At 45.8% G+C, this 24,415-nt stretch carries 18 protein-coding genes; 13 read left to right on the top strand and 5 right to left on the bottom strand.

Annotated elements, in window-relative coordinates; translation table 11 throughout:
- Positions 1–97: 97 nt before the first annotated feature.
- A complete protein-coding gene (locus B2633_RS12670; RefSeq protein WP_483171061.1) occupies positions 98–760 on the top strand; it encodes an adenylate kinase in 663 nt (220 codons plus the stop codon).
- Positions 761–981: 221 nt separating this feature from the next.
- Positions 982–1,968 (top strand): MBL fold metallo-hydrolase, encoded by a 987-nt coding sequence (locus tag B2633_RS12675; RefSeq protein WP_483171063.1) that lies wholly within the window; start codon positions 982–984, stop codon positions 1,966–1,968.
- A 243-nt stretch (positions 1,969–2,211) separates the two neighbouring features.
- On the opposite strand, the gene B2633_RS12680 is transcribed toward B2633_RS12675, so the two are convergent.
- Together B2633_RS12680 and B2633_RS12685 are read right to left on the bottom strand one after the other, a co-directional pair.
- Entirely contained in the window at positions 2,212–2,685 is a 474-nt protein-coding gene (locus B2633_RS12680) for a MaoC/PaaZ C-terminal domain-containing protein (protein WP_483171064.1), read from the bottom strand.
- Between the two features lie 16 nt (positions 2,686–2,701).
- On the bottom strand, positions 2,702–3,184 hold the full coding sequence (locus B2633_RS12685) for an FAS1-like dehydratase domain-containing protein (RefSeq protein WP_481042949.1): 483 nt from the start codon (positions 3,182–3,184) through the stop codon (positions 2,702–2,704).
- A gap of 1,082 nt (positions 3,185–4,266) precedes the next feature.
- Here B2633_RS12685 and B2633_RS12690 point away from each other — a divergent pair.
- The 9 genes from B2633_RS12690 to B2633_RS12730 all read left to right on the top strand — a co-directional run bounded on the left by B2633_RS12690 (position 4,267) and on the right by B2633_RS12730 (position 17,706).
- The gene (locus B2633_RS12690) at positions 4,267–5,067 is read left to right on the top strand and encodes an enoyl-CoA hydratase/isomerase family protein (protein ID WP_483171065.1); all 801 of its coding nucleotides are present in this window, start codon (positions 4,267–4,269) and stop codon (positions 5,065–5,067) included.
- Between the two features lie 340 nt (positions 5,068–5,407).
- Positions 5,408–7,240: an acyl-CoA dehydrogenase family protein gene (locus B2633_RS12695; protein ID WP_483171066.1), complete on the top strand. Its 1,833-nt coding sequence runs from the start codon at positions 5,408–5,410 to the stop codon at positions 7,238–7,240.
- 102 nt (positions 7,241–7,342) lie between these two features.
- Positions 7,343–7,762, top strand: coding sequence for a Zn-ribbon domain-containing OB-fold protein (locus B2633_RS12700; protein WP_483171067.1), 420 nt, complete (start codon positions 7,343–7,345; stop codon positions 7,760–7,762).
- A 94-nt stretch (positions 7,763–7,856) separates the two neighbouring features.
- Positions 7,857–9,002 carry a thiolase family protein gene (locus B2633_RS12705; RefSeq protein ID WP_483171069.1) on the top strand — a complete coding sequence of 382 codons (1,146 nt, stop codon included), beginning with the start codon at positions 7,857–7,859 and terminating at the stop codon, positions 9,000–9,002.
- 647 nt (positions 9,003–9,649) lie between these two features.
- Positions 9,650–11,155: a 4-hydroxyphenylacetate 3-hydroxylase N-terminal domain-containing protein gene (locus B2633_RS12710; RefSeq protein WP_483171070.1), complete on the top strand. Its 1,506-nt coding sequence runs from the start codon at positions 9,650–9,652 to the stop codon at positions 11,153–11,155.
- A gap of 245 nt (positions 11,156–11,400) precedes the next feature.
- Positions 11,401–12,846, top strand: a complete 1,446-nt coding sequence (locus B2633_RS12715; RefSeq protein ID WP_483171071.1) for a hydroxymethylglutaryl-CoA synthase family protein — start codon at positions 11,401–11,403, stop codon at positions 12,844–12,846.
- A 41-nt stretch (positions 12,847–12,887) separates the two neighbouring features.
- Positions 12,888–14,075: an acetyl-CoA acetyltransferase gene (locus tag B2633_RS12720; protein WP_483171072.1), complete on the top strand. Its 1,188-nt coding sequence runs from the start codon at positions 12,888–12,890 to the stop codon at positions 14,073–14,075.
- A gap of 186 nt (positions 14,076–14,261) precedes the next feature.
- Entirely contained in the window at positions 14,262–14,696 is a 435-nt protein-coding gene (locus tag B2633_RS12725) for a PaaI family thioesterase (protein ID WP_483171074.1), read from the top strand.
- Between the two features lie 550 nt (positions 14,697–15,246).
- Positions 15,247–17,706, top strand: a complete 2,460-nt coding sequence (locus B2633_RS12730) for a response regulator transcription factor (RefSeq protein WP_483171076.1) — start codon at positions 15,247–15,249, stop codon at positions 17,704–17,706.
- 102 nt (positions 17,707–17,808) lie between these two features.
- On the opposite strand, the gene B2633_RS12735 is transcribed toward B2633_RS12730, so the two are convergent.
- The 3 genes from B2633_RS12735 to B2633_RS12745 form a co-directional block, all read right to left on the bottom strand.
- Positions 17,809–19,716: an oxidoreductase gene (locus B2633_RS12735; RefSeq protein ID WP_483171077.1), complete on the bottom strand. Its 1,908-nt coding sequence runs from the start codon at positions 19,714–19,716 to the stop codon at positions 17,809–17,811.
- Positions 19,717–19,988: 272 nt separating this feature from the next.
- Positions 19,989–21,284, bottom strand: a complete 1,296-nt coding sequence (locus tag B2633_RS12740) for an MFS transporter (RefSeq protein ID WP_483171078.1) — start codon at positions 21,282–21,284, stop codon at positions 19,989–19,991.
- 136 nt (positions 21,285–21,420) lie between these two features.
- Positions 21,421–22,185, bottom strand: coding sequence for an SDR family NAD(P)-dependent oxidoreductase (locus tag B2633_RS12745; protein ID WP_483171079.1), 765 nt, complete (start codon positions 22,183–22,185; stop codon positions 21,421–21,423).
- 210 nt (positions 22,186–22,395) lie between these two features.
- On the opposite strand from B2633_RS12745, the gene B2633_RS12750 reads away from it, so the two are divergent.
- Both B2633_RS12750 and B2633_RS12755 read left to right on the top strand, forming a co-directional pair.
- On the top strand, positions 22,396–22,938 hold the full coding sequence (locus B2633_RS12750; RefSeq protein WP_483171081.1) for a nuclear transport factor 2 family protein: 543 nt from the start codon (positions 22,396–22,398) through the stop codon (positions 22,936–22,938).
- Positions 22,939–23,757: 819 nt separating this feature from the next.
- Positions 23,758–24,375: a nitroreductase family protein gene (locus B2633_RS12755; RefSeq protein ID WP_481037635.1), complete on the top strand. Its 618-nt coding sequence runs from the start codon at positions 23,758–23,760 to the stop codon at positions 24,373–24,375.
- The last annotated feature ends 40 nt before the right edge of the window (positions 24,376–24,415 follow it).

The raw sequence follows: 24,415 nt of genomic DNA on the forward strand, positions 1-24,415 counted from the left end.
GGCATCGTGTTCCTCCTGGTGGCACTGTATTTCGTATGGCGCTCCTTCTATGGAATGAGAATCCCGGTAAAGGAATAACAAAGGGAGATGAAAGGCAATGAACATTATTCTTTTGGGACCTCCTGGGGCCGGGAAAGGAACCCAGGCGGAAAAGCTGGTCAAACAATTTGAGATACCTCATATCTCCACCGGGGATATGTTCCGGGCGGCTATCAAGCAGGGTAGCGAACTGGGATTAAAGGCCAAAGCGGTAATGGATGCGGGACAGCTGGTGCCTGACGAACTGACTATCGCCATAGTCAGGGAACGCCTGGCTGAGCCCGACTGCGAGCGAGGCTTTCTGTTAGATGGCTTTCCCCGCACCGTTCCTCAGGCAGATGCCTTAGAGCAGATACTTGCGGGCTTAAACCTCAGTCTTGATGCAGTGATCAACATCGAAGTGCCGGATGATGTTCTGATGCCGCGCATGACCGGGCGCAGGATCTGCAAGCAATGCGGAGCCACCTATCACACCCGGTTCAATCCACCTAAACAGGCGGATACATGTGATCAGTGCGGCGGGGCCTTATACCAGCGCAGCGATGACAGCGAAGAAACCGTGAACAATCGCCTGGCGGTGTATGCTCAGCAGACCGAGCCTCTGGTGGCGTACTATCTCCACCGGGGGTCGTTAAAGACTATCAATGGCAACCAAAGCTTGCAGCGAGTTTTTGCTGACATCTGCGGCGGCTTGAATGGTAAAAAAGCAGATTACTGCTAAGCCTAAGACCAAGCCCCCCATAAGGTAAATACTTAAATGTTTCAGCAGGCTGCTATCCACAGGATAGCAGCCACTTTCCATAACAACAATGATATTGACAAGGCTGGGTGGGAGGCGTATATTTGTGAGGCTTGAAATGCCTTTAAAGAGATATTTACTTAATACGTTTTGGAAAACGGGAAAAAGTATTCAAGCACTCCATAAGAAGGGACCAAACAAGAATGATTGAAGAAGTACTTCCTAATCTTTATCGAATCGAAATACCTTTGCCCAACAATCCGCTCAGGGTGCTCAATTCATACTTTATCCGCGGCAAAGAAAGAAATCTGTTGATAGATACCGGCTTTAACCTGGATGTCTGCTGGTTGGCAATGGCTCAAGCCTTAACGGAATTAGGCGTCAGTATGGATAATACCGACCTGTTCATTACCCATTACCATTCTGATCATATTGGTTTGATCGGATACCTGTCTACGCCCACCAACACCGTGTGGATGAGCGAATCTGATGCCCAGATGGTTAATGCCAATTATAAGACGAACATTTTTCACACCAGGAATGTAAACCATCTGTATCACAGCGGTCTGTTGGCGGATGGCACTCCCAACCTCCCGGAGGAGGAAGCCGTGGTAAAATACGCCAGTACCGGATTGGTGAAATTTACTATGCTGCATGAAGGAGACCGCATTGATGTCGGCGGGTATCACTTTCAATGCCTGGAGACACCGGGACACACCCAGGGGCATATGTGCCTTTATGAACCCGATCAAAAAATCCTCATTTCGGGGGATCACGTTTTGGCAAAAATCACCCCCAATATTGGCCTGTGGGTTTTGGACCGCGATGCATTGAAAGAGTACCTGCTTAGTCTGGAAAAAATCGCGGCTTTGGATGTCCATCTGGTACTGCCGGCTCACCGGGTTTTAATCTATGACCTTCGGGGTCGGGTTGAAGAAATTAAACAACATCATGCCCGGCGTATTGAGGATATCCTGGGTATTGTGGGAAGCCAAAAAATGAGCGCCGCTCAAGTTGCCAAAAGAATGAGATGGGACTTATCCTACCGGCGCTGGGATGATTTCCCCATAAACCAGAAAATACATGCCGCCGCCGAGGCTATGGCTCATCTCCATTACCTGGTGTTAAAGGGTCAAGTGAGGATGAGCTTTGAAGAAGGCATTTATTATTTCCGTAAGGAGCAATACTAGCCTGCTTGCTCTCCATATGTAAATTTCTTTCCGCCTCAACAGCACTGAATGGCAGCACAACCGCCGGACCGTCTTTACTTCTCTATTATCCGGATAGCTGCCTTTTTAATCATGATAAAAACCTCCCGGCAGTTTTATTCGCAAACCGCCGGGAGGTTTTTGCAATCGGCTGCTACAAAGTTTGACAGCCGGTAGAGTGCCTTTTTACGGGACGGCAAGATACTGCTGGCAACTCCGCTTCCATCAACCCGCTCTTGAAGGGAGGACCACTGTGGCCGTTCCGGGTGTGGTCGGTTTGCCGGTTTCATCTTCAACCCATATTTCACATTCCACCAAATATTCACCGTTTTCCACGCTTTTGTTTACTACCTTGCCCTTACACCAGTGGGTGACTTTGTCTTCTGCAGGTTCCGAAATAGATTTCATATTGATAGGATAATCCATGCCGCGGAACTGACAGGAAAACTTCTTCAACCATCCCTCCTCGCCGATCCAATCCGTTAACAATTGAACCAGCCAGGCACGCTTAAGCTGCCCGTGAACTATTGGTCTTCCTATACCCTGCGACTCTGCAAAAGGAAGATCAAAATGAAGCGGGTTAAAATCCGCTGAAGCGGCAGCCCATTTCACCAGCATTAATGTTGTAGCGGTTTTCGCCAAAGCGGGCAGCTCGGAACCAACTTCTACGTCTTCCCAATATAAAAGATTTCTGGCCATAAATCTCACCTTCCATTTAAGTTCTGCTCAAGAAAGAGGTTTGACGAGCAATCGCTACCAAGGCTCCAAACTGGTTATAATATGAAGTCTTATTTACACAGACGATGCGTGTTCCAGCCTTGGTTTCTTGACCAGTGACACTTTCGATTTCCAGGGATGCGGTTAGGGTATCTCCTGCCCGGATGGGGCTGATAAATTCATACTCTATTCCGGCATCCAAAAAGCGGATATAGCCTTCAGCCGCCAGAGCTTTCATAAACTCATTCCTCAGCTCCGTCATTAAGACAAAAGTGCCTTTCCATTTTAAAGGCCAGCCAAAAAAGCCTGGCGGAGCCACGATTGAACCGTAACGGCTATTTCTGCCATACTCCTCATCCCAGAAAAGACCGTTCTCGTCCCCGACAGCATCGGCATATTTCTTTATTGCCCCTTTTTCCACTTCCAGAATCATAGGCGTTGCTACTTTGCCTTGGAACTTCATAGCTACTTCCGGAATCATGACTATCCCTCCTTAGTAATTATTGAATAAGCATTAATTGTTAACAATCCCTTTATATCCGGACGATAATTTGTATCTGCTTATGCTTCTACAACCTGCGCCCATTCTCTCGAGCCAAGCTCCCTTTCTTTTTATTGCAATTATTATGCCATCACGATTTGGCATTGCTGTCCGTAAAAAGACTATCCCGGTTCAGCTTAATTATAGTTTTGCTTCGGTAATAGTTGGTTGGGCTGAAAATTAACCACCGGGCGATGTGTCTTAAATCGGACAACTTCCAAAATATCGGACGTTTTGTTTGGAAATTGCATTTCATAACCGTATCCCGGTCAATACTTAGATCAATATCTTGACATGGTTCTCTACATTCAGGCATAAACCGGACTGTTGCGCTATAGGAACCTTGGCCGGATTATCACTTGCTATGCCTTTTTAACTAAAGCCAAACTTCATCTTCCCCATCGGTTTCCACTGCCTGGCGAAATCTCCAAGCGCCCCTCGCCCGGACCAAAACCGATGGCTTCAAACCGGGCTGGATCGAAGTCATCCTTCTTGATGATTCGACCGGGTAAAATTAAGCCCAGAAGAACAGAAGGAATATTAAGGATAAACATATTCTTCCTAAATGGCCAACAGCTTATGAAGTAGGGCAGAGTGCCCTATTTTATTTCTTCTTTTTGCTGAGATCCGGCTAATCACCCGGAATAGCCCTTAACCGGGCGGGTTGGCCCGGGCCCGGATTATGCGCTCTAAAGAGGAGATTTCGCCTCCGTGGTCCTTTGAAAACAGCAGTAAATGGACTCAAAAGCTTCCATATAGCCGTTTTAAATATGCTGTCAACACCTGGAAAAATATCTTCCCGGGCCTGTGGTTCTCTCCCGCCGAGTTGGCATACAAATTGCAATATTGTCGGTCAAATATTAACCAGTAGTCCTAAATGGAGGTGAAGATTGAGGTAGACGCTGTGACCATCCAATCTTATGCGGTAGTCACAAATAAGTCTTGCTTAACCTTTTTGGTGAGCTTTTAGATTATTAGTTTATATTTTGCAACTGATTCAGGAATTTACGGAGGTGAAGCACTTGTCCATTGTAACTTTTGAACAGAAAGAGAAGGTAGGAATTATTGAAATCAATTATCCTACAACTTTAAATAGTCTTTGTTTGCCGGTCAGGGTTGCCTTGATCGATAAATTGCACCAAGCAAATGAAAGCGATGTTAATGTGATTGTTATTAAGGGAACAGAACGCAGTTTCTCTACCGGCGGAGATCTTGCCGAACTAGGAGCGCTGAAAACCCCCATCGAAGGCAATGAGTATATTGAAGAAGTTGCTCAGATAATGCAATTCATTGACGGATTGAGCAAAGTAACCATTGCTTTAGTTGAAGGTTACGCTATGGGAGCTGGGCTGAGCCTGGCAACTGCCTGTGACCTGATTTACGCGGGAGAAAAGGCAAAATTTTCGATGGCTTTCCTAAAGGTTGGATTAGTGCCGGATTGCGGTGTCAGTTACCTCTTAACCAGACTGGTTGGCCTCCAGAAGGCCAAAGAACTGACTTTAACCGGAAGAATAATAGATGCCGCCGAGGCACTTCGCATAGGTCTGGTTAATAATGTATTCCCTGCGGACAAGGTCGTTGAAGAAACCATGGCAATTGCCGATGAATTAGCTAAAAATGCTCCGAAAGCCATGGCCTTGGCTAAAGTGAATCTAGAGCTAGCAGGACAATTAGGCCTTGACGGTACCATAATTGCGGAAGCCAGGACTCAGGGGCTGTGTATATTCGGGAGCGAGCATATTGAAGGAAGAAAGGCATTTTTCGAGAAACGTAAACCTTCTGAAACTTCACAGCACAAAACTATGAATAAAGCCGTTATATAGCTGGGTTAGGGTTTTAGAGTTGATTAATACCTAATTAATACATGGATTATATCATTGTCAGTATGGTCAGTATGATTGATACGTCCTGTAAGTGGCAATATAGCATGGGAAACGGTTATGAAAGATAAAATTCCCGGAAAATTGAAGGGAGTGGTTGACAGGGTTTTAACTGTACTTGATTTTGCCGGGCGTTGTTTGGATTAAGGCTGACCACGAATATCGGGGATATATGCTAGAACACATATTATTTTTAGATAACCCGGTTGAGATCGATAGTATCGTTGGAATTTGCCATGAGCGGAGGACGAAAATATTCATAGTATCGGAAAGGATGAAATAAATGGGTTCAAATTTTGCGTATAAAAACACCAGAGATCTAGAATTCATACTTGAAGAGTGGCTGCCTATCGAAGATATTTTTGCTTGCGAGAAGTACAGCGCTTATACCAAAGACGAAATCAAGCCGCTCTTAAATACGGCTCGCAAAATGGCTAAAGAGGCTTTGGAGCCTGCTTATGAAGATGCTGACAAAAACCCGGCCAAACTGGTTGACGGCAAAGTAATCGTACCGCCTTCCTATCAGGCTCTGTGGGACATGATACAGGCCAATGGCTGGGGCAATTCCAATGCGGACCCCGATCCGGAAGCCGTAACCTTGCCGGAAACCCTGTACTCGGCCTGCCGTGAGATGTTCCAGGCCGCCAACTGCGATTTTCAGATGTATTTTTCCCTGTCCTCCAAGGTAACCGATATAATTGCCCGCTTTGGCAGTGAGAGAACCAAAAAGATATTCCTGCCCAATCTTCTGACTGGAAAATGGAGCGGAGGTATGGGCCTGTCCGAACCCGGCGCCGGATCCGATGTCGGCGATTTGCTGACCAGGGCTTATCCGACCGATGACCCGGACATCTATAAATTAAAAGGTCAAAAAATATTCATTTCCTGCGCCGGCCACCCCTTGACTGAGAATAATATCATAATGTGTCTGGCCAGAGTGGAAGGCGCACTGCCCGGTACACCCGGTGTTTCCTTGTTTATGCTGCCGGAAATCTGGGTTAATGAAGACGGCACTATGGAGCCCAATGATTTTGCGGTAACTTCGGTGGAACATAAAATGGGTCTGCATGGTCAGCCTACCTGCGCTTTAAGCTATGGCGACAATGACGGCTGCCGGGGCTGGAGAGTGGGCATCGACCCGCTGCAGAACGGCGGCAGAGGCGACGGCATGAAGATCATATTCAATCTGGTCAATTCATCCCGCCTGGGCAACGGCCTGTGGTCCACCGCCTTATCAGCCAATGCCACCTATAATGCCAGGGATTATGCGGCGGAGAGGGTTCAGGGCTACAACAGCAAAGGCGAACGGGTTCGCATCATTGAACATGCCGACATCAGAAGGAAACTTTTGAACGGCAAGGCCATAGCTGAAGCCGGCCGCGCTCTGGTTTACAAAGGCAATTACTTTGTGGATATCAGTAAACATCATGCCGATCCCGAAGTCAGGAAAGCCGCGGCTGACAATCTGGCCATACTGGTTCCGCTGGCCAAAGCATATTGCACTGACGAGGTTTGGAATGTAGCTGCCGATGCTATTCAGGTTTATGGCGGGTATGGCTACAGTGAAGAATACCCGGTGGCTCACATTGCCAGAGACTGCAAAATCACCAGCATACTTGAGGGTACCAATTACATTCAGTCCTGGGATTTGATCTCCCGGAAGATGACTATGGGCAAGGGGGTGCCATTCCAGAAAGCCCTCGACGAAATAGCTGCCTTTATCGAAAACAACCAATCATCACAAGTATTTGCCCGCGAATTTGCCATCATGGACGAAGCCTATAAGGCCTATCGCGGTATTGTGGAAAAAGTCAAAGAGTGGCAAACCGACCTGGAAAAGAATCAGGACACCCTTTCCTTCTATGCTTGCAAGATTCTGACCGCAACCGCACAGTTGTTTGCCGGGCGCCTATTGCTCGACCAGGCTCTGCTGGCTGCTAAGAAAGCTAAAGAAAATGGCCAAGACCATTATGATTACAATTACTACAACGGTAAAGTGGTGGCAACCAGGTACTATGTAAAGAATATCGTACCCGCAATCATCAGTACTGCCAGCATGATTGTGAGTTCAGACTCCACCGAAGTGGATTTCGATAACGCCATATTCGACTATTAAGGAGTCAGGTTTGCCTCCGGCGTGGAAGATATTGAAGCTTATATTAACAACTATAAAATGAAGCCAAGATTTTAACTTCGAACCCAGAAAGGAGACGGTAAAATGCAAAAACAAGTCCCTATTGATGCTGACCTTTTTACATGGCCGGCCGCTGAACCCAAGTTGAAGGCGAATGAGTGTAATGATTGCGGCAATGTTATTTTTCCGATAAATACCGCTTGCCCCAAGTGCGGCGGCACGAGTCTGAAAGACATTGAACTGAAAACCAAGGGAACCCTGTGGACCTGGACTTCACAGAATTATTGGACCAAAGGCCTTAACGACTACAAAGATCCCAAGGATTTTAAAGAGTACTTTATAGGCTATGTTGAATTGCCGGGTCAGGTAAGAGTGGAGTCACGTCTGCTGGTCAATGATGCATCCGAATTAAAAATTGGAATGGATATGGAGATGGTAATAGTGCCCTTCCGGGTTGAGCCGGATGGAACTGAAACCATGATCTATGCTTTCAAACCTGTGTAAAGACCGTCTGCTGCAGTCATTGAGCCAGTTTGTGATTGAAAAGGATCAATAATACACATGTGAAACAAGCATATGTTTAAGGGAGGTAAATGATTTGGAAGGTGTAGCAGTTATAGGCATAGCCCAACACCCATTTGGAAGATTTGGAGATAAAACCGCTTTAGATATGGGCCTTGAATCGATTCGGGAAGCATTGCAGGATGCCGGCATTGAATGGAAAGATGTTCAGTATGCAGCCGGCGGCACCAGGGACGGCGGCAGAGCCGATCAACTGTGCGGCAAGCTCGGACCCAACGGAGTGCCCTTTAACAACTTATATAACGGATGCGCAACCGGCGGCAGCTCTTTGGGAGCAGCCTGTATGGCAATCAAATCGGGAATAGCTGATATAGCCCTGGCGGTTGGATTTGACAAGCATCCCAGAGGAATGTTCTTAACCACGGTTCAGGACTATGGTTTGAAACAATGGTATCAAGATGTTGGTTTTCTGGCTACAGTGCAATTTTTCGCCATGAAGGCCCAACGCTATATGCATGACTATGATATCACAGAAGACAGCCTCATTCGCGTCGCGGAGAAAAACTATCACAATGGAACTCTCAACCCCAAAGCCTGGCGCCGTGACGGCCTGAATTACGAGGCTATCAAAAACTCAACCATGCTGTCGAATCCCCTGCGCCAGTACATGCTATGTTCGCCGGGAGAAGGGGCGGCTGCGGTAGTGCTCTGTAAAGCAAGCATAGCCAAACGATATACCAGCAAGCCGATTTATATCAAAGGTATTGCCCTGCGTACCAGAGCCTTTGGATCTCTGGAAGTGTTTACCCCCGCGAAGCCTTTGGAAGATGCCCCCACACCTGTAGTACTGGCCTCTCAGGCAGCCTATGAAATGGCGGGCATCGGCCCTGATGAAATAGAAGTGGCTCAGCTCCAGGATACCGAGTCTGCCCATGAGATCATGCATATGGCTGAAACCGGCCTTTGCAAAGACGGGGAGCAGACCAAAATGATCCAGGATGGTGAAACCAAAATTACCGGCCGCTTGCCGATAAACACCGATGGTGGACTTATTGCCAACGGTGAGCCCATTGGCGCCTCTGCCTTAAGACAGGTATATGAGGTTTGCCTGCAGATGCGCGGCGAAGCCGGTCTTCATCAGATGCCCAAGCAGCCCAAGACTGCCTTAACTCAGGTTTACGGCGCGCCTGGTATCAGCAATGTTGTAATTCTATCGCGGTAAAGTCAAGACAAGTGTCATGACTGATGATATGCCGGCAAAGTAAGCCGGACAGGCTTGAACATACCCGATATGGGGCCGTATCGCCGGCCAGTCAAAATCATGAAATTCCGTACCGCTATTTAGGTAGCGGTACGGAATTTTTTTGGAGACGGGTACAAGCTAAGAACACAGGGTACAGACCTTGAAAATCATGGCGGATGCGATGGCTGAAAATTCGTCCGGTATGGCGTACAGTGTCCGAACGGCTGCTCCATGAGACAGCAGATATGGCCCGCGGAATTTCTAAATTACATCCCGGACTATCTCCATCCCGCCTTAAAGAGCTGGCGGCAATAATAATTCTCAAGCAACCCGGCTGTCATTCAGCGCCAAATGCAGGTTTTTGCCTAAATATGCCCCCGGGCTGAGCGTGTTGAAAAACATGGTATGAATATTGCATTAATACGTGAATATATGGTTTGTTCCATGCTCACGGCAGCCTCAAAAGCAATTAGATGATATGTGAAGGGTGATGCACTTCATTTAACGGGGGGTGTTTTTAGGTTTAATTATTTATGACATACATGAATATTGAACATCCGCTTTATTTCTGTACTCAACTCAAAATAAAAATAATGCTGTAATTATTCAGGCAAGGAGGAAACAAGATGGCAATTAGAACTGCTGAAGAATACATGGAAAGTCTTAAAGATGAAAGAGTAGTATATTTTGACGGCAAAAAGTATAATGGCACGACTATGTTTGAGGACCCGATTCTCAAGTCCGGTATAGAACTCTGTGCTATGGATTACAGGGTGGCGCAGATGCCCGAATACTATGATCTGTTTAACGAAATAGATGATGATGGCACACCTTATGCCTTTACTTTTAAGCCCCCCACCTCTTCAGAAGACTTGATGAGAAGAGCTGAACTGATCAAGACTCTTTCCCGCGTCTGTGTCGGACTGCCGGGCGGAGCTAAATTCGCCGGGGTTGATTCACTGCATGCCTTGACATCTGTCAGCCATAGAATCGATGCTGAACTGGGCACCAATTACTCGGAGCGCGTGGAACTATTCAGAAAATCCTTGAAAGCCAATGACTCATCACTGGTTATGTGCATGACCGACGTAAAAGGTGATCGTCATTTAAGACCTCACCAACAGTCCAATCCGGACTCTTACGTTCACATCGTGGAGGAAAGGCCGGACGGAATCGTGGTAAGCGGAGCCAAGAATCATATCACTTATGCCCCGTTTACCAATGAGCTGGTGGTTCTGCCCTGCCGCAACATGACGGAAAAAGATAAAGCTTATGCGGTGGCCTTTGCCATTTCGCCTGGCACCAAAGGCATCAAACTGATTCAGGCCAAGCATGACGCCACCAATTTAGACTTGATTGAACACCCCATTTATGGGAGCCGTTATGGAGCCGACGCCATCGTTGTATTTGACAACGTATTCATTCCCATGGAAAGAGTATTCCTGAAAGGCGAATACGAATATGCCATTGAATATACCGCCATGTTTACCAACTTCCACAGACTGAGCGGCGACTCTTATAAGATTGCGGACTTGGAAATCATATTGGGAACCGCCAAATTGCTGTCTGAATATATGGGGCTGGAAAATGCCTCTCATATTAAAGACAAGCTGTCCTGGCTGTCATTCTATGCCGAGACTTCTCAAGCTTTGGGCCATTGTGCCGGCCAGAACCCTATTCGCGATGAATATTCCGGAATGGTATATCCGAACCCGATGTATTCAAATTGCACCAAGTTCTTCTTTGCCGACAACTATCATGCGGCTATAAAAATACTGCATGACATTGCCGGAGGGATTCTTTCCACAATCCCGTCACCGAAAGACCTCTACAATTCTGAAACCAGAGGGTTGCTGGATAAATACATGGCCGGAAAAGCTGGAAGTTCCGGTATAGCCCGAATGAAAGCATTATACCTGGCCCGGGAATTGACAGACGGCTTCCGGGTGAGCGGAACCATCCATGCCGAAGGCTCATTATATGCCCAGAAATTGATGTTCTACGCCCTGGCCGATTGGGAAGGCCATAAAGCAGCAGCCCGGAGATGCGCTCATATTACCGAAGACGGCCCGATCCGTGAAGACTTTGCAAGTCTGCCCAAATTCCCGGTTTGGAACGACGTTAAGATCTAAGTACATTTAATTATTACTGGAAGGGAATATGACGTGGTCATATTCCCTTCTGGGACTGATGCTTGTTAGTAATTTCTCAAGCAATGCCGGATCGAAATGATTGTTTTATACCCATAAAAAGGGGTGGCGGGCTAAATTTCAGACCGGCCACGAATGGTCTGAGTATTAGGGATAAATCCCGGTATTATCAGGTTTATAGGTATCCTAAAAACCTAAATATTATAAACAAGGAGTCTGAAAGAAATATGATAGGTATTAAATCATTTGGTGCTTATATTCCCCGTTACCGCATGAACCGCAAAGTTATCGCCCAGGCGATAGGATGGTTTAGCCCGGTTGGCGGTAAAGGCGAAAGATCTGTAGCCAACTTCGATGAAGATGCCATTACTATGGCTGTGGCTGCCGGTATGGATTGCATGGGCAATCTGGACAAAACCGATATTGATGCTTTATACCTGGCTTCAAGCACCTTGCCTTATAAGGAAAGACAAAACGCAGGTATTGTTTCCACAGCCCTGGGGCTGGGCGATGCTGTCCGTACTGCCGATGTTGCCGGCGCGCTTAAGTCTGGAACCGCAGCTCTTATCGCCGCCCTGGATGCAGTGAAGGCACAGAGCGCAAAAGAGGCCCTGGTCACTGCTTCCGATATGCGCCTGGGCAAGCCGGCCAGCCCTGAAGAATCAGCTTTTGGCGATGGCTCAGCAGCCTTCCTGGTGAGTGACAAAGACGTTGTGGCTTCCTTTGAAGGCTCTTATTCCGTAAGTTATGACTTTGTGGATATCCGCCGCGATGAAAAAGACCGCTTTGGCAAGACCTGGGAACCGAGATGGGTCCGGGATGAGGGCTATTTTAAAATGATCCCCGAAGTTATCTCGGGTCTGCTTAAAAAGTATAATCTTGATATCAAAGACTTCAGCAAAGTTATTTACCCCTGCCCCAACAGCCGGGATGTAGCCGCAATGGCCAAGAAGCTGGGTATGGATCCAAGTCAAATAGCCGATGATCTGCAGGCCGTCGTAGGCAGCACCGGTTCTGCTTATTCGCTGATGATGTTTGTCAATGTTCTGCAGGAAGCCAAACCGGGCGATAAGATATTGGTGGCCAGCTTCGGGAACGGCTGTGATGCACTGTATTTCCAGGTTACCGACAAAATCAACGACATCAAACATGTTAAAGGGGTAAAAGGCTACCTCAATATCAAAGCCGATTTGACCAACTATATTCAATACCTGGTATTCCGTGATATTTTGCCGGTGGAAACAGGCATTCGCGGTGAGCATGTTCCTCCCACCCAGTTATCGCAGACTTGGCGGTTGCGCGACTCCATTTTAAGTTTGTCCGGGTCCAAATGCCTGAAGTGTGGAACGGTTCAGTATCCGGTATCAAGAGTTTGTGTAAATCCTGCCTGTGAAGCTGTCGACCAGATGGAATTATATCGATTTGCAGACAAGAAGGGCACAGTGATCTCCTATACCTCCGATAATCTTGCATTTACGCCCAATCCTCCCCAGAGTTACGCCATTGTTGAATTTGAAGGCGGCGGCAGGCATCAGTTAGACCTGACCGACTGTGATCCCAAACAATTATCAGTGGGCATGTCTGTAACCATGACCTTTAGAAGAAAATACTACGATGCCAATCGCTCTATTCACTTCTATTACTGGAAGGCGGTTCCTGCGGTAGAAGCCTAAGTTAACGCGGTGATAAAACACATCATTAGGGAGGTTAAATAATGAGTGGTATAAAAGATAAAGTTGCTATTATTGGTATGGGTTGTACCAAATTCGGCGAACGTTTTGATAAAAGTGCTGATGACTTGATATTGGATTGTTTCTTAGAAGCTCTGGAAGACTCCGGCATTGAGAAGAAGGATATTAACGCGGCCTGGATGGGCTGCAGTGTTGATGAAACCTCGCTGGGCAAAAGCGCCATCATTTTGAATTCAACCTTAAAAATGCCTTATACCCCTGTAACCAGGACCGAGAATTACTGCGCTACCGGTACTGAAGCATTTCGCGGGGCATGTTATGCAGTTGCCTCCGGAGCCTACGACATAGCTCTGGCACTGGGTGTGGAAAAGTTGAAAGACACTGGTTTTGGCGGGCTTCCTCCCGGACAGATGGGTACAGTCAGAAGACTGATCGGTCCGAATTCAACTGCTCCGGGCGAATTCGCCCAGATGGCCAACGGTTATTTCGCCAGATATGGCATCGATCCTGAAGAAGGCAAACGGATTCTGGCCCATATATCGGTGAAAAGCCATCATAACGGTATGTTGAATCCCAAGGCCCACCTCAGAAAAGAAATAACCATTGAAGATGTATTAAAGGCTCCCATCATTGCATCTCCGTTGGGACTGTTTGACTGTTGCGGGGTGAGTGACGGGGCAGCCTGTGCTATTGTCACAACCCCTGAAATAGCCAGAAAACTCAGAAAAGACCCGATTTATATCAAGGCGATGCAAATCGCGGCCACCTCTGGTGAGGAATCAGCCTTTAATACCTGGGACGGTGCTCATGTAGAGTCGACTTACCGGGCGGGAATCAAGGCTTACGAAGAAGCCGAAATCAAGAATCCCCGCCAAGAAATCAGCATGATGGAAGTCCACGACTGCTTCTCCATCACTGAGCTTACCGCTTACGAAGACCTGCAGATTTCTCCCCGGGGGAGAGCCCGGGAAGATGTTGAATCCGGATTTTACGATCTAAACGGACAGATTCCCTGCCAGCCCGACGGCGGATTGAAATGCTTTGGCCACCCGACCGGCGCCAGCGGACTGCGCATGATTTATGAAGTTTACAAGCAGTTACAGGGTAAAGCCGGCCCAAGACAGATCCAAAACGCCAAACTGGGCATCACCCATAACATGGGAGGAATTCCTTCCTATAGTTTGGCTGCGGTAACCATACTCGGCAATTAAATCAGTTCTGTTTTATTCTACAATTACCTTTGGAACCCCTAAAATAGGTTTCCTTGAATAGGAACTCCTATTTCAGGGGTTCTTAACCCAACGCGGACACACGGTTACTGTTTAATTCTGAGAGCGGACCGGCTGTGGTGGGATGGCAACCTTTATGCGAATTTATTGGGAAGTGAGTGAATTATTTTGACCAGACATACCGACAAGAGCCCTTTACAGGATCGGTTAAAGGATGTGGCCAACCCCTGCGCCAAACTGATGCAACCGAATTTCGTAGAGCATATTGAAAATGAAAGCATCACATACGATTTCCCGGTAATGGACATTTATTTGAATCCATGGAAGTGTATGCAGGGCGGTTTTATCTCGGCCGCTTTTGATAATGCCTTTGGCGCCCTGACTATCTTGGAAACCGGCAAATTTGAGATCACCAGCTTAGATCTCAATGTAAGCTACCACCGGCCAATTTTTGCAGAGGATACCTTAACCGTCAAAGTTTATTTAAAATCCAAGGGTAAAAGTATCATTAGCCTATGGGGGGAGTCCTTTGATTCCTCTAAGCGGTTGATCGCCACCGCCACCAGCAAAATAATAATATTGAACAAAATGGCCGGCAAATAGTTTGCGGCCCGCGATAAAAACCTTATTCTGCAGTCATAAAAGCATTTTTTGAAGAGCATCATTTGCCAGGAAAGATGCTTTTTTCTTTGGCTCTTTCATCACGAACTGCCTGCTCTGCCGGGTAGCGGGATATCAGTTATCCAGCCCAATTAACCGAAACTGCCGAGACGAATCAAGGCTGGTTTTCTCCAGATTTTGTGATATTTTCTGAGCGATACTACAACATTTTATATCATGTCCTGATTGTAGGATGGTGTCCGGGATATTGTACAGCCGACCCGGTAATAAAGAAATTCGATAATCGGGCCGGATTGACAGGTAAAAACCCGGGATATATAGCTTCGTATTTCCTCAATCAGATTTGTAGCAAGACCCCCTCGGCGGTTCTTATCACTTGCAGGATATTACATTTTAGATCTAAAGTGCCGATGTAACTGAAATGGCACATTACTTGCTAAAAAACTGTATAGGCGCTAGCCATCATTTCAAAAATTTTGAGGAGAATGATATTTCAATTTTGTAAAGTCCGGTTTTTTAGGAAGGATATGTAATGCGTGAAAATGAACCAGCACTAAAAGTACTCAAGCGAGAACGTGTCGATGAAAAATTGCATGGTTTGTTACAATATCCTCTTACCATCGTGTCCGCACCTATTGGTTACGGTAAAACTACTGCTGTAAGGACTTTCTTGACAAATTGCCGGTCACCCTATATCTGGACAACTATGTCAGAATCGGTCATGATTACCGCAAGTGAATACTTCTGGTATTTAGTCGTAAAAGAATTTTATAAGCACTTTCCTGATATTGCCAATATATTTGCGGAGCGTGGCTTTCCCCAAAACAGTATAGAGATATCAAGAATGATTGATTTCATTCAAGACTTTGAAATGAAGCAGGATACAGTTGTAGTCATTGACGATTACCACTTGGTTGAGAATGAACAAATCGATTTATTTTTAAAAAGGCTGGCCCTGGCAAAAATTCCATGGCTGCATATCGTCATTATTAGCAGGGGGATTCCTCAGGTGGATATCGAGGAACTCACTATGAAGGGAATTTGTTTGTTCATTCAAACTTCGGATCTTTCTTTTACCGAGGACGAGATTAAGCTCTATTTCGAGTTGGTTAAATTTAAAGGTGATGATCGGATAAAGCAAAAAATATGTGCTGCTTCATGTGGATGGATTGCGGTTGTGTATTTGATGGTGACCAATTTTGCACACAATTATAATTTGGAATATCATAACTCAGTTAATAAAATGCTGAAATCGTCCTTTTTTGATAAATATAATACTGAAACTAAGATAATGCTTTTTAAGCTTGCTCTGTTCAATATTGTTACGGCGGAGCAAGCGGCTTACATTCTGGAAGATATCACCGCTATAGAAAAACTAGATGAGCTCAGCCGTGAGAATGGATTCATTTCATTGGATAACCAGGGCAATTATAAATTTCATCAAATATTTCTTGATTTTCTTCATAAGGAGAAATCCGGTTGGGATATAAATGTAGACAGCGTAATACATCGCGCCGGGAAATGGTATTCCTTCAAGGGTGATCATGCCAATGCCTTTAAATATCTGTACATGGCTAAAGACTATGAAAATATCTTTAAAGAACTCGAAATGGCGGATATTACAAGTATAAATTCTATAGATACGGAGCTGCTGTTTCAGATATTCAGCTCGGCCACCGATGAGCAGAAGTATAAATATCCGATGGCCACGCTTAAGTACATTTTTTTTGTTATTCTGGATGTGGATAAACAGCTTGGCACAGATATGCTGGAATCAATGGAACAGTATTTCTTGACTCATACCCACTCCAATTATTCACAAAATCAGATTTTGGCGGAAATCAATCTCAATTTTACAACCGTAGCCTTCAATGATGCCGAGGCCATAATGAATTATGCCAGTAAAGCGCTGGAACTTCTGGGAGAGGAACACTCTATAACTAGAAATCAAAAAGGGGTGTTAACTTATAGCTCTCCGCATTTCACATATGCTTACTACAATAAAAAAGGTGAATATAAAAAAACCGTTGATATTCTATCGACAGCTTTTGAAAGCTATATCAAAGTTACTAATGGTTCCGGAATGGGCTGCGACTATCTCGCTATGGCAGAATATGCCTTGGAAACCGGAGATTTGGAACAAGTAGAGTTAAACGCCAAAAAGGCGATCTGCAAGGCGAATACCTGCAATCAGCTATGTATCGCCGTATGTGCAAAATTAACGCTGGCCCGCTTGTGCATTTTACAAAAACGGGAAAAAGATCTTCGTACCATATTAGATGAACTGACCATAATGCAAAAAACCGAGAAAAATACTATCAACTTATATGTGATAGAGAATGCCTTAGGCTATATTTATGCCTGCCTGAACCAATATTGTAATATTCCCAAGTGGCTGAGGAGCGATAATATAGAGCATAATTCTATCTTTAAACGCATTGCTTTCAATTACATCGTTAATGGCAAGGCTATATTGTTGTCCGGCAATTATATCGGGCTGGAAATGCTGACCGAACGGTTTGCGGATTTTTTCAGCGAATTGCAATTTCAGCTGGGTTTCATTCATAACCATATATATAGCGCGGTGGCAAAATATCATCTATATGGGTTGGATGAAGGTGTAAAGGAACTGCAAAAAGCTATTGACATAGGAATGGAAGATGACGTTATTATGCCGTTTGTAGAGAATACCGACTTTATTAGGCCTATGCTTAAAAGCGGGTTGCTTGATATGAAGCCAGAATATTTGGATCATATATTGTCTTTTTACAGCGGATATATTGTCGATCGGGCAGAAAGATCAAGTCTGCTTTCGGCAAGGGAAATTGAAGTCTTACGCCTGCTGGAAAATGGAGAAAACCAAAGCTCCATTGCTGATAAGCTATTTATCTCACAGCACACCGTTAAGCGTCATATGCAAAACATCTATCAGAAACTCGATGTAAATAACAAAACCCTGGCTATTAAAAAATTTAGAGCCATGCACGGATGAGAAAAACCATTATCCCCAATTAAGAACACCCCTTAAGGCAGAATCTCATCTGCTTTAAGGGGTGATTTTATTGATAAGTGACGCAAGAGGTATTCTGTTATTTTACATGATGCGGACAGCGTGATAGCCGCCGGACACAGCGTCAACTACCTTGCCGGGTTGCACAGCATCACCGATCACAGTTATATCGAATCCCATCTGCTCAAGCTCTTCACCGATCCCGCCGCAGGAAGTGTAACCGGTGGCTATGACCACGGTATCGCTGGGAATAGTAACGTCTTCGCCATCCAGTTCATAGGTGACAGAATCAATAGCTATGTTTTTCGTCTTAACGCCAGTAATTACGTTTATAGCGGATTCCTTAACCATATCACGCAAACTCGTAGCGTTATTCTTAGCTTCGACGGCGGTAGCAAGTAGGCTGGGAAGCATTTCCAGGATGGTGACTTCTTTACCTTTGTACGCCAGATCTAATGCGGTTTCACAGCCTACCAGCCCGCCGCCGATGACAACCACCTTTTCACCGGCATCTGTCTTGCCGAGGAGAACATCGGCAGCAGGATTGGCGTTTTCGATGCCAGGAATAGAAGGGATTGAAGGATTGGCGCCAGTCGCGATGATTGTTTTATCAAAGCGTGCTTTGGCAATATCCGCTGCCGTTGCTTCTTTATTGTACCTTACTATCACGCCCAGTTTGTTGACCTGTGTTATACAGTACTGGACATATTTAAGAACATCCTTCTTAAAATCGGGAGCACCTGCGGCGAGCAGCAAACCCCCCAGTTTATCGCTTTTTTCCCAGAGTTCTACCTCAAATCCGCGCCGGGCGGCAGTCACCGCGGCGCTCATACCGCCAGGGCCCCCGCCGATGACCAAGACTGATTTCTTTTCTTTCGCCATTGTAAGCGGAAAATCAATTTCATGCTGGCATTCAGGGTTGACGGCGCAAGTGTAGTGCCTGCCCAAGCCGCCCAAACGCAGGCATTCGTTGCAGCCAATGCAGGGCACGATGTCATCATAGCGCCCTTCCTTGACCTTGCTGGCATACATAGGATCTGCGAGATGCTGATGGCCCAGGGCGATGAAATCAGCCTGGCCCTCTTGCAGAACTTGTTCTGCCAAAATAGGGTCGCTCAGTTTGCCTTGCGTGATTACAGGGATATTTACAGCCTTTTTGACCGCTTCGGCTGCAAATACCTGACAGCCAGGCTGCTGGTATACAGTGGGGATCTGGCGGTACCATACTTCGTAACAGCCGGTGTCTACATGCAGGGCATGCGCTCCCCATTGCTCAAGCAGCTTGGCGATTTCAACCCCTTCTTCCAGCTCGCGGAATCCGGGATACATATGAGTAGGCGTAAATTTTACGATTTGGGGAAAGTCCGGGCCGCAGTATCTTTGCACCGCCTCAATGCACTCACCCAGGAAACGGGTGCGGTTTTCCAAGCTGCCGCCGTATTGATCGGTGCGCTTATTCCAGACTGGAGTCAAAAACTGATCTGCCAGGTAACTGCCATAAGCGTGCATCTCCACCGCGTCTGCGCCTGCGTCTTTGGCTAATTTGGCTGAATAACCGACCCTGTCGGTAATCTTATTAATATCATCCGCGGTCAGAACTTTACAAGTCAGATTAGGAAAGAAAAATGAAGGAATAGCACTGGCGGAATAAGGAGCATTGTATGGATCCTTACCCATGAGGCGCCCCAAACCGGGACCGATTTGCACACAGAGCTTGGCGCCATACATGTGTACATGTTCAGCCAGGGAACTCAACCGTGAAACATGGTGATAATTCGTCAACGCTCCTTGCGAAAATCCCTCATAATCTGTGATTGAGGCCATTCTTCCCGTGATGATGAGACCTGTGCCGCCTTTGGCCCGCTCTTCAAAGTAACGAATAGTGCGTGCTGAAAATCCGCCGTCGCTGTCAGAACTGGTACCCATAGGCGCCATAACGATACGGTTTTTTAGTGGCATTTTACCTATTTTGCATTTTGTGAATAGTTTCATGAAAAATCCCTTCTTTCTTTTCTTGCCAAGTTGATGCTGCCGTTACTCGTCTGCAACGAAGTATTGCATAAAGCGTACCAATTGCCCCGATCATGTCCAGCTTGAGCAAAGCAAATTAATGAATCGTGTTTATGATGTGTTTGCACCTCAATGCGAGGTTGTTTTGCCAATATTTATATATGTACCCCCCATTCAGTTGCAGTTCATATTACTACTTACTTTAACTAAATGGGGGGCGGTTCATTTCTTTTGCTTCTCCAGCGTACTATCTGCTAGGCTGATGTGATGTGGTCCTGTGGACTTTCATTTAAGTCCCAGGTCTTTTTGGCACTGGGCATAATAAACTGGATGGCAAGTGCACCCACAATATATAATCCGGTTACAATGATGAAAGCCAATGTGAAGCCCCCGGTTCTGTCATATATTTGCGCCCACAAGGTAGGACCCACTGAACTCATCAAAAAGATAGCCATAATGATCCAAGAGTAAATTTCGCTGTAGTATTTGATGCCAAAGCTCTGCTTGGTAAGCATCGGGTTGATGACAGAAAGCGCGGCATATCCCATACCGAAAATGGCCATGCCTATGTAGAACAGAGATATGGCGCTGCCTGATTTGAATGATATAAATATACCGACAGCGCCGCAGAGACAAGCAAAGGTGCCGGCAACCGTAGCGCCGAAGCGGTCGGAGACATAACCCAAAATGAATTTGCCGATAATACCGCCTACCATAATGATTGACACCGCCATAGCACCGGCGGCGGCTCCCAGCGGGCCTTTAGCGGCATATGTGGGAATCTGCTGAAAGAAGGTTGCGCACAACGTGAAAACGCAGGCTATAAGTATGATCAAGTAAAAGGCAGGATTTGCGGCGGCGCGTTTTAAGGAAACAGCGTGGTCTACGATGAGGGCATTCGCAGCGGCTGATTCTTCTACAACCTCATCCTCGCCATATTTCTTGAGTCCCAGCATCTCTGGGTTTTTACGTACAAAGAGGTAAGTCACTGGAACGCAAAAGACAAAAGCTGCCATCCCCAGATAAAGCCGGGCGGTTTGCCACCCGTAAGCGGTTATTATTGATTGGGCGATAGGCGCTGCGAAAGCAGCCACCAGACTTAACATAGCTGAGGCCAGACCGATATTGAAACCGACGTTCTTATTAAACCAGGCGTTGATAAGCACGGGTACTGCCAAGTACATAAAGAATGTAGCAGTTATGCCGTATATCACGCCAAAGAGGTTCCATTGCCATACCTGCGTGGCCTGAGATGTAAGCATATAGGCTACACAGAACAAGGTCACCGCGGCGGTCAATATATATCGTGGATCATACTTTTGTAAGATCTTGCCCGCAAACGGTTGCGAAACAGCGGCGACCAATGGCCAAATGCCCAGATACTGAGAGGCGGCAGTTCTCGACCATCCTAGATCATTCATCACCGGAGCAAGAAATATACCAGCGGTATTGCCGCATATACCTATTAGAACCGAATAAAAGCCGAGACACGCTATAAGAATGAACCAGGCGTAATGTATTTTTTGTTCTAAAACAGCAGTTCTTTCCATACCAATCTCTCCTTTGTTGATAACTAATTGATGGATAAGCGTAATCCTGCGATGGAGTCTATAATGGTTTGAAATCTCTGCAAATCAATTAAATGATCGGTCAAGATCAGAAGTTGCTAATTAATTCTGGCCTGAATTACATCATTCCGGCCCAACCGCCATCAACCAGTATTAACTGACCATTGGTGTAAGTATTTTCGTCGGAACAAAGGTAAATTAGTATGCCGCTCATTTCGCCAAACTTACCGCGTCTCTTCAAAGGATTTCTGCTTTTGGCTTGATAATCATCAGCTGCCGTTGAGGAGCCGGCGCTGTCACCCATGGTGCCATTGGCGATAGCTCCGGGTGCTACAGAATTGACTAAAATATTGTAGGGGGCCCATTCTCCCGCCTGGGCCTTGGTCATAGCGATAACACCGGCTTTGGAGGCATGATAGCTTTGGACTCCGGCAGGTGTTGCCAATACGCCTCCTATAGAAGAGATATTGACAATTCTGCCTTTTTTCTGAACCATCATAGACTGTTTAACGACCTCACGATTCATCAGAAATGTGCCGGTCAAGTTTACATTGATGACTTTTTCCCAATCCGCAAGGGCGTCACCATAACGCAGAATCCCGGCATTGTTTACCACCTGGTCGATTTTTCCGAATTCTTTGACTACAGCGGCAACGGAATCAATAACCTGCTTTTCATTACCAACATCGCACGCAAAGCCTCTGATTTTTCTGCCGGTAAGGGTTTCAATTTCACGGGCTGTCTCCCGGGCCAGCTGTCCATCAATATCGAATACTGCCACATCCGAGCCCTGTTCGGCAAAAGTCTGAACGTATTCTTTACCAAGCCCTTTTGCGCCCCCGGTAATAAGTGCAACTTTTCCAGTGAAGTTAAATTTGTACAATTGTATGTCTCCTTTCTTTCATTTTTCGATCTAATATCCATATTAACGAGCAAATACAAGAATAAATATAACCCATACGTACCATTTGCATTGATTTTAAAGCATGGTACTTTTACCCGATATGCATAATAGTCAAATACCTTTAATCTATAGGCATACATAATGGTTTGATTGCAAATGGCAGTAATTAGGAGAGGAAGGAGTAATTATATGAAACAGGTCGTTGAAGGAAAAATGTTTTTAATTAAAGATGCTCCTGTAAATACCCTGGAAGAACGTATTCAAAGGTTGGAAGATATCAGGGCGATTAAAGAGTGTATGTACCATTACATGCGCTGCTGCGATAACCTGGATCCGGTCGGTATGGCATCCTGCTTTACACAGACTGGCAAACTTAGCTGGGGAGATGTCTATCCCAATTATTTCGACGGAAAGAATGCTATTCTGGCGCATCTTAAAGAAATTATGGGAGCGGCCAAAACTCAAACCCATTACTGTACCAACGAACAGATTCATTTTGAAACCAGTAACAGCGCTATCGTTTATTGCTGCATGTATTCCTGGCAAACCTTCAAAAATCCTGATGTTGCCGACATCTACTCTTTCGGCCGCTATGAATCGCAAGTAGTTCGCGACATGGATGGTGAATGGCGTTTTGAATCGTTCAAGTTAATTATGGCGGGGACCATAGGCGGAATGCGTGCCAGTGAGCAGTTTGGCCGGCCCTGGCCCCCGGTGCCGATTGGCAGATGATTTTAACATGGATGATCAATCTTCTGTGATGATAGTAGATAACATACAGGGCAAATCTTACGCACCTTAAAATATCGGGCCAGGCTTGACAAACCCCTGTATTGTCGATCTTCCCACACATTTTGGCATATTCCCGGCGGGGGAATATGCCATTTATAATTGTGTCCTAATTGTATGATGGTGTCCGCTATACTATACAACTAGCCCGACGCTGAATAAAAACTAAGATAAATTATACCCGGGAACCTCGAAGCGACATCTTTGCAGTTCCTTAACCATTCTGCCACAAGACCTGCTTGCTGAGATTATTGCATGGGCAAAGATTGTATATTTGTTAAGAACCCGGCCTAAACAATTGAAATGGCACAATAATTGCTATTAAAGCTACCAGAGGCAGCTGGAAACACACTATATTTTGTGGGGAGGTGGTAATTGCGTCGTAATACTGGCTCTTCCTCAATGACAGACAGCATGGTTGTATAACAGACCGAGCAGCTAATATCGGTGGGGAGGCTTAGATAATCCCATAGCCAGTGTACTGCGTCTATATAGATTCTCATCTACGATATTCATCGATTCATACTAATAAACTTAAAGGACCTTGGATTTTTGCTTGAAATGTTTCATTGCCAACGAGAAGGATACAACCCTTGATGGTAAGCTGCCGCTTAAACCCGGTTAGGGTTAATTAATGCAAGATGATTATGAAGGACGACATAGAAGTAGCTCTGGTATTAAGGTTCTTAAGGACGTTTCCAGGGATCTGTAATTAGCAAGCATAGCAATTCTTCTTAAATTAGGTTCACAAGGGGTGTACGTATGGATGTAAGGGAAGCAATTTTAAAAAGACGCAGCATAAGAAAATTTAAAGAAATTCCGGTTGAACAGGAAAAAATTGCTCAATTGCTGGATGCTGCCAGATTGGCTCCTTCGGGTTCAAACCGGCAGCCATGGCGCTTCCTTGTGTTAGAAGAACCGAAGATACGAGAGCTGGTAGCAGATGTGAGCGCCCAAATGTTTGTCAGGCGGGCCCCGCTGATTATTCTATGTTATGCCGACCTCCGCTGCTGGTTGCCCGACTATATTAAGTATCTGCAGGAGGAACTGAAAAACTCCGGTTCGGTCGATAGGAATGACATGGCGATGAATCTGTCGCTCTTAAGTTCTAATCCATTATATACCAGCGGAAAGGAGCTGAAGAACTATATTCCCAATGCTTTTTTAGATGTCGGCATTGCTATTGAACATATGGTTCTGTCTGCCATGGATTTGGGCCTTGGCACTTGTTGGTGCAGGCTGGTTGATGAATTAAAACTTAAGGAAATTTTTGAATTACCAGATTACTACAAATTCGTAAGTATGCTGCTGGTGGGGTATCCTGACCAATGTCCGCCCCAGAGGCCGCGTAAAGATATTGAGGATTTATTAATAGGTTAGGAGGAACCTGCAATAATGGAGATTCCGAAAACATGTAAAG

The organism is Syntrophomonas sp. UBA1041 (genome assembly GCF_002316705.1).
In the GTDB taxonomy this organism is placed as follows: Bacteria; Bacillota; Syntrophomonadia; order Syntrophomonadales; family Syntrophomonadaceae; genus DTU019.

Bases quoted from the DNA above. Each gene is read 5' to 3' on its own strand.
- B2633_RS12670 (WP_483171061.1), top strand. From the start codon at position 98: ATGAACATTATTCTTTTGGGACCTCCTGGGGCCGGGAAAGGAACCCAG.
- B2633_RS12675 (WP_483171063.1), top strand. From the start codon at position 982: ATGATTGAAGAAGTACTTCCTAATCTTTATCGAATCGAAATACCTTTG.
- B2633_RS12680 (WP_483171064.1), bottom strand. From the start codon at position 2,685: ATGGCCAGAAATCTTTTATATTGGGAAGACGTAGAAGTTGGTTCCGAG.
- B2633_RS12685 (WP_481042949.1), bottom strand. From the start codon at position 3,184: ATGATTCCGGAAGTAGCTATGAAGTTCCAAGGCAAAGTAGCAACGCCT.
- B2633_RS12695 (WP_483171066.1), top strand. From the start codon at position 5,408: ATGGGTTCAAATTTTGCGTATAAAAACACCAGAGATCTAGAATTCATA.
- B2633_RS12700 (WP_483171067.1), top strand. From the start codon at position 7,343: ATGCAAAAACAAGTCCCTATTGATGCTGACCTTTTTACATGGCCGGCC.
- B2633_RS12710 (WP_483171070.1), top strand. From the start codon at position 9,650: ATGGCAATTAGAACTGCTGAAGAATACATGGAAAGTCTTAAAGATGAA.
- B2633_RS12715 (WP_483171071.1), top strand. From the start codon at position 11,401: ATGATAGGTATTAAATCATTTGGTGCTTATATTCCCCGTTACCGCATG.
- B2633_RS12720 (WP_483171072.1), top strand. From the start codon at position 12,888: ATGAGTGGTATAAAAGATAAAGTTGCTATTATTGGTATGGGTTGTACC.
- B2633_RS12730 (WP_483171076.1), top strand. From the start codon at position 15,247: ATGCGTGAAAATGAACCAGCACTAAAAGTACTCAAGCGAGAACGTGTC.
- B2633_RS12735 (WP_483171077.1), bottom strand. From the start codon at position 19,716: ATGAAACTATTCACAAAATGCAAAATAGGTAAAATGCCACTAAAAAAC.
- B2633_RS12740 (WP_483171078.1), bottom strand. From the start codon at position 21,284: ATGGAAAGAACTGCTGTTTTAGAACAAAAAATACATTACGCCTGGTTC.
- B2633_RS12750 (WP_483171081.1), top strand. From the start codon at position 22,396: ATGAAACAGGTCGTTGAAGGAAAAATGTTTTTAATTAAAGATGCTCCT.
- B2633_RS12755 (WP_481037635.1), top strand. From the start codon at position 23,758: ATGGATGTAAGGGAAGCAATTTTAAAAAGACGCAGCATAAGAAAATTT.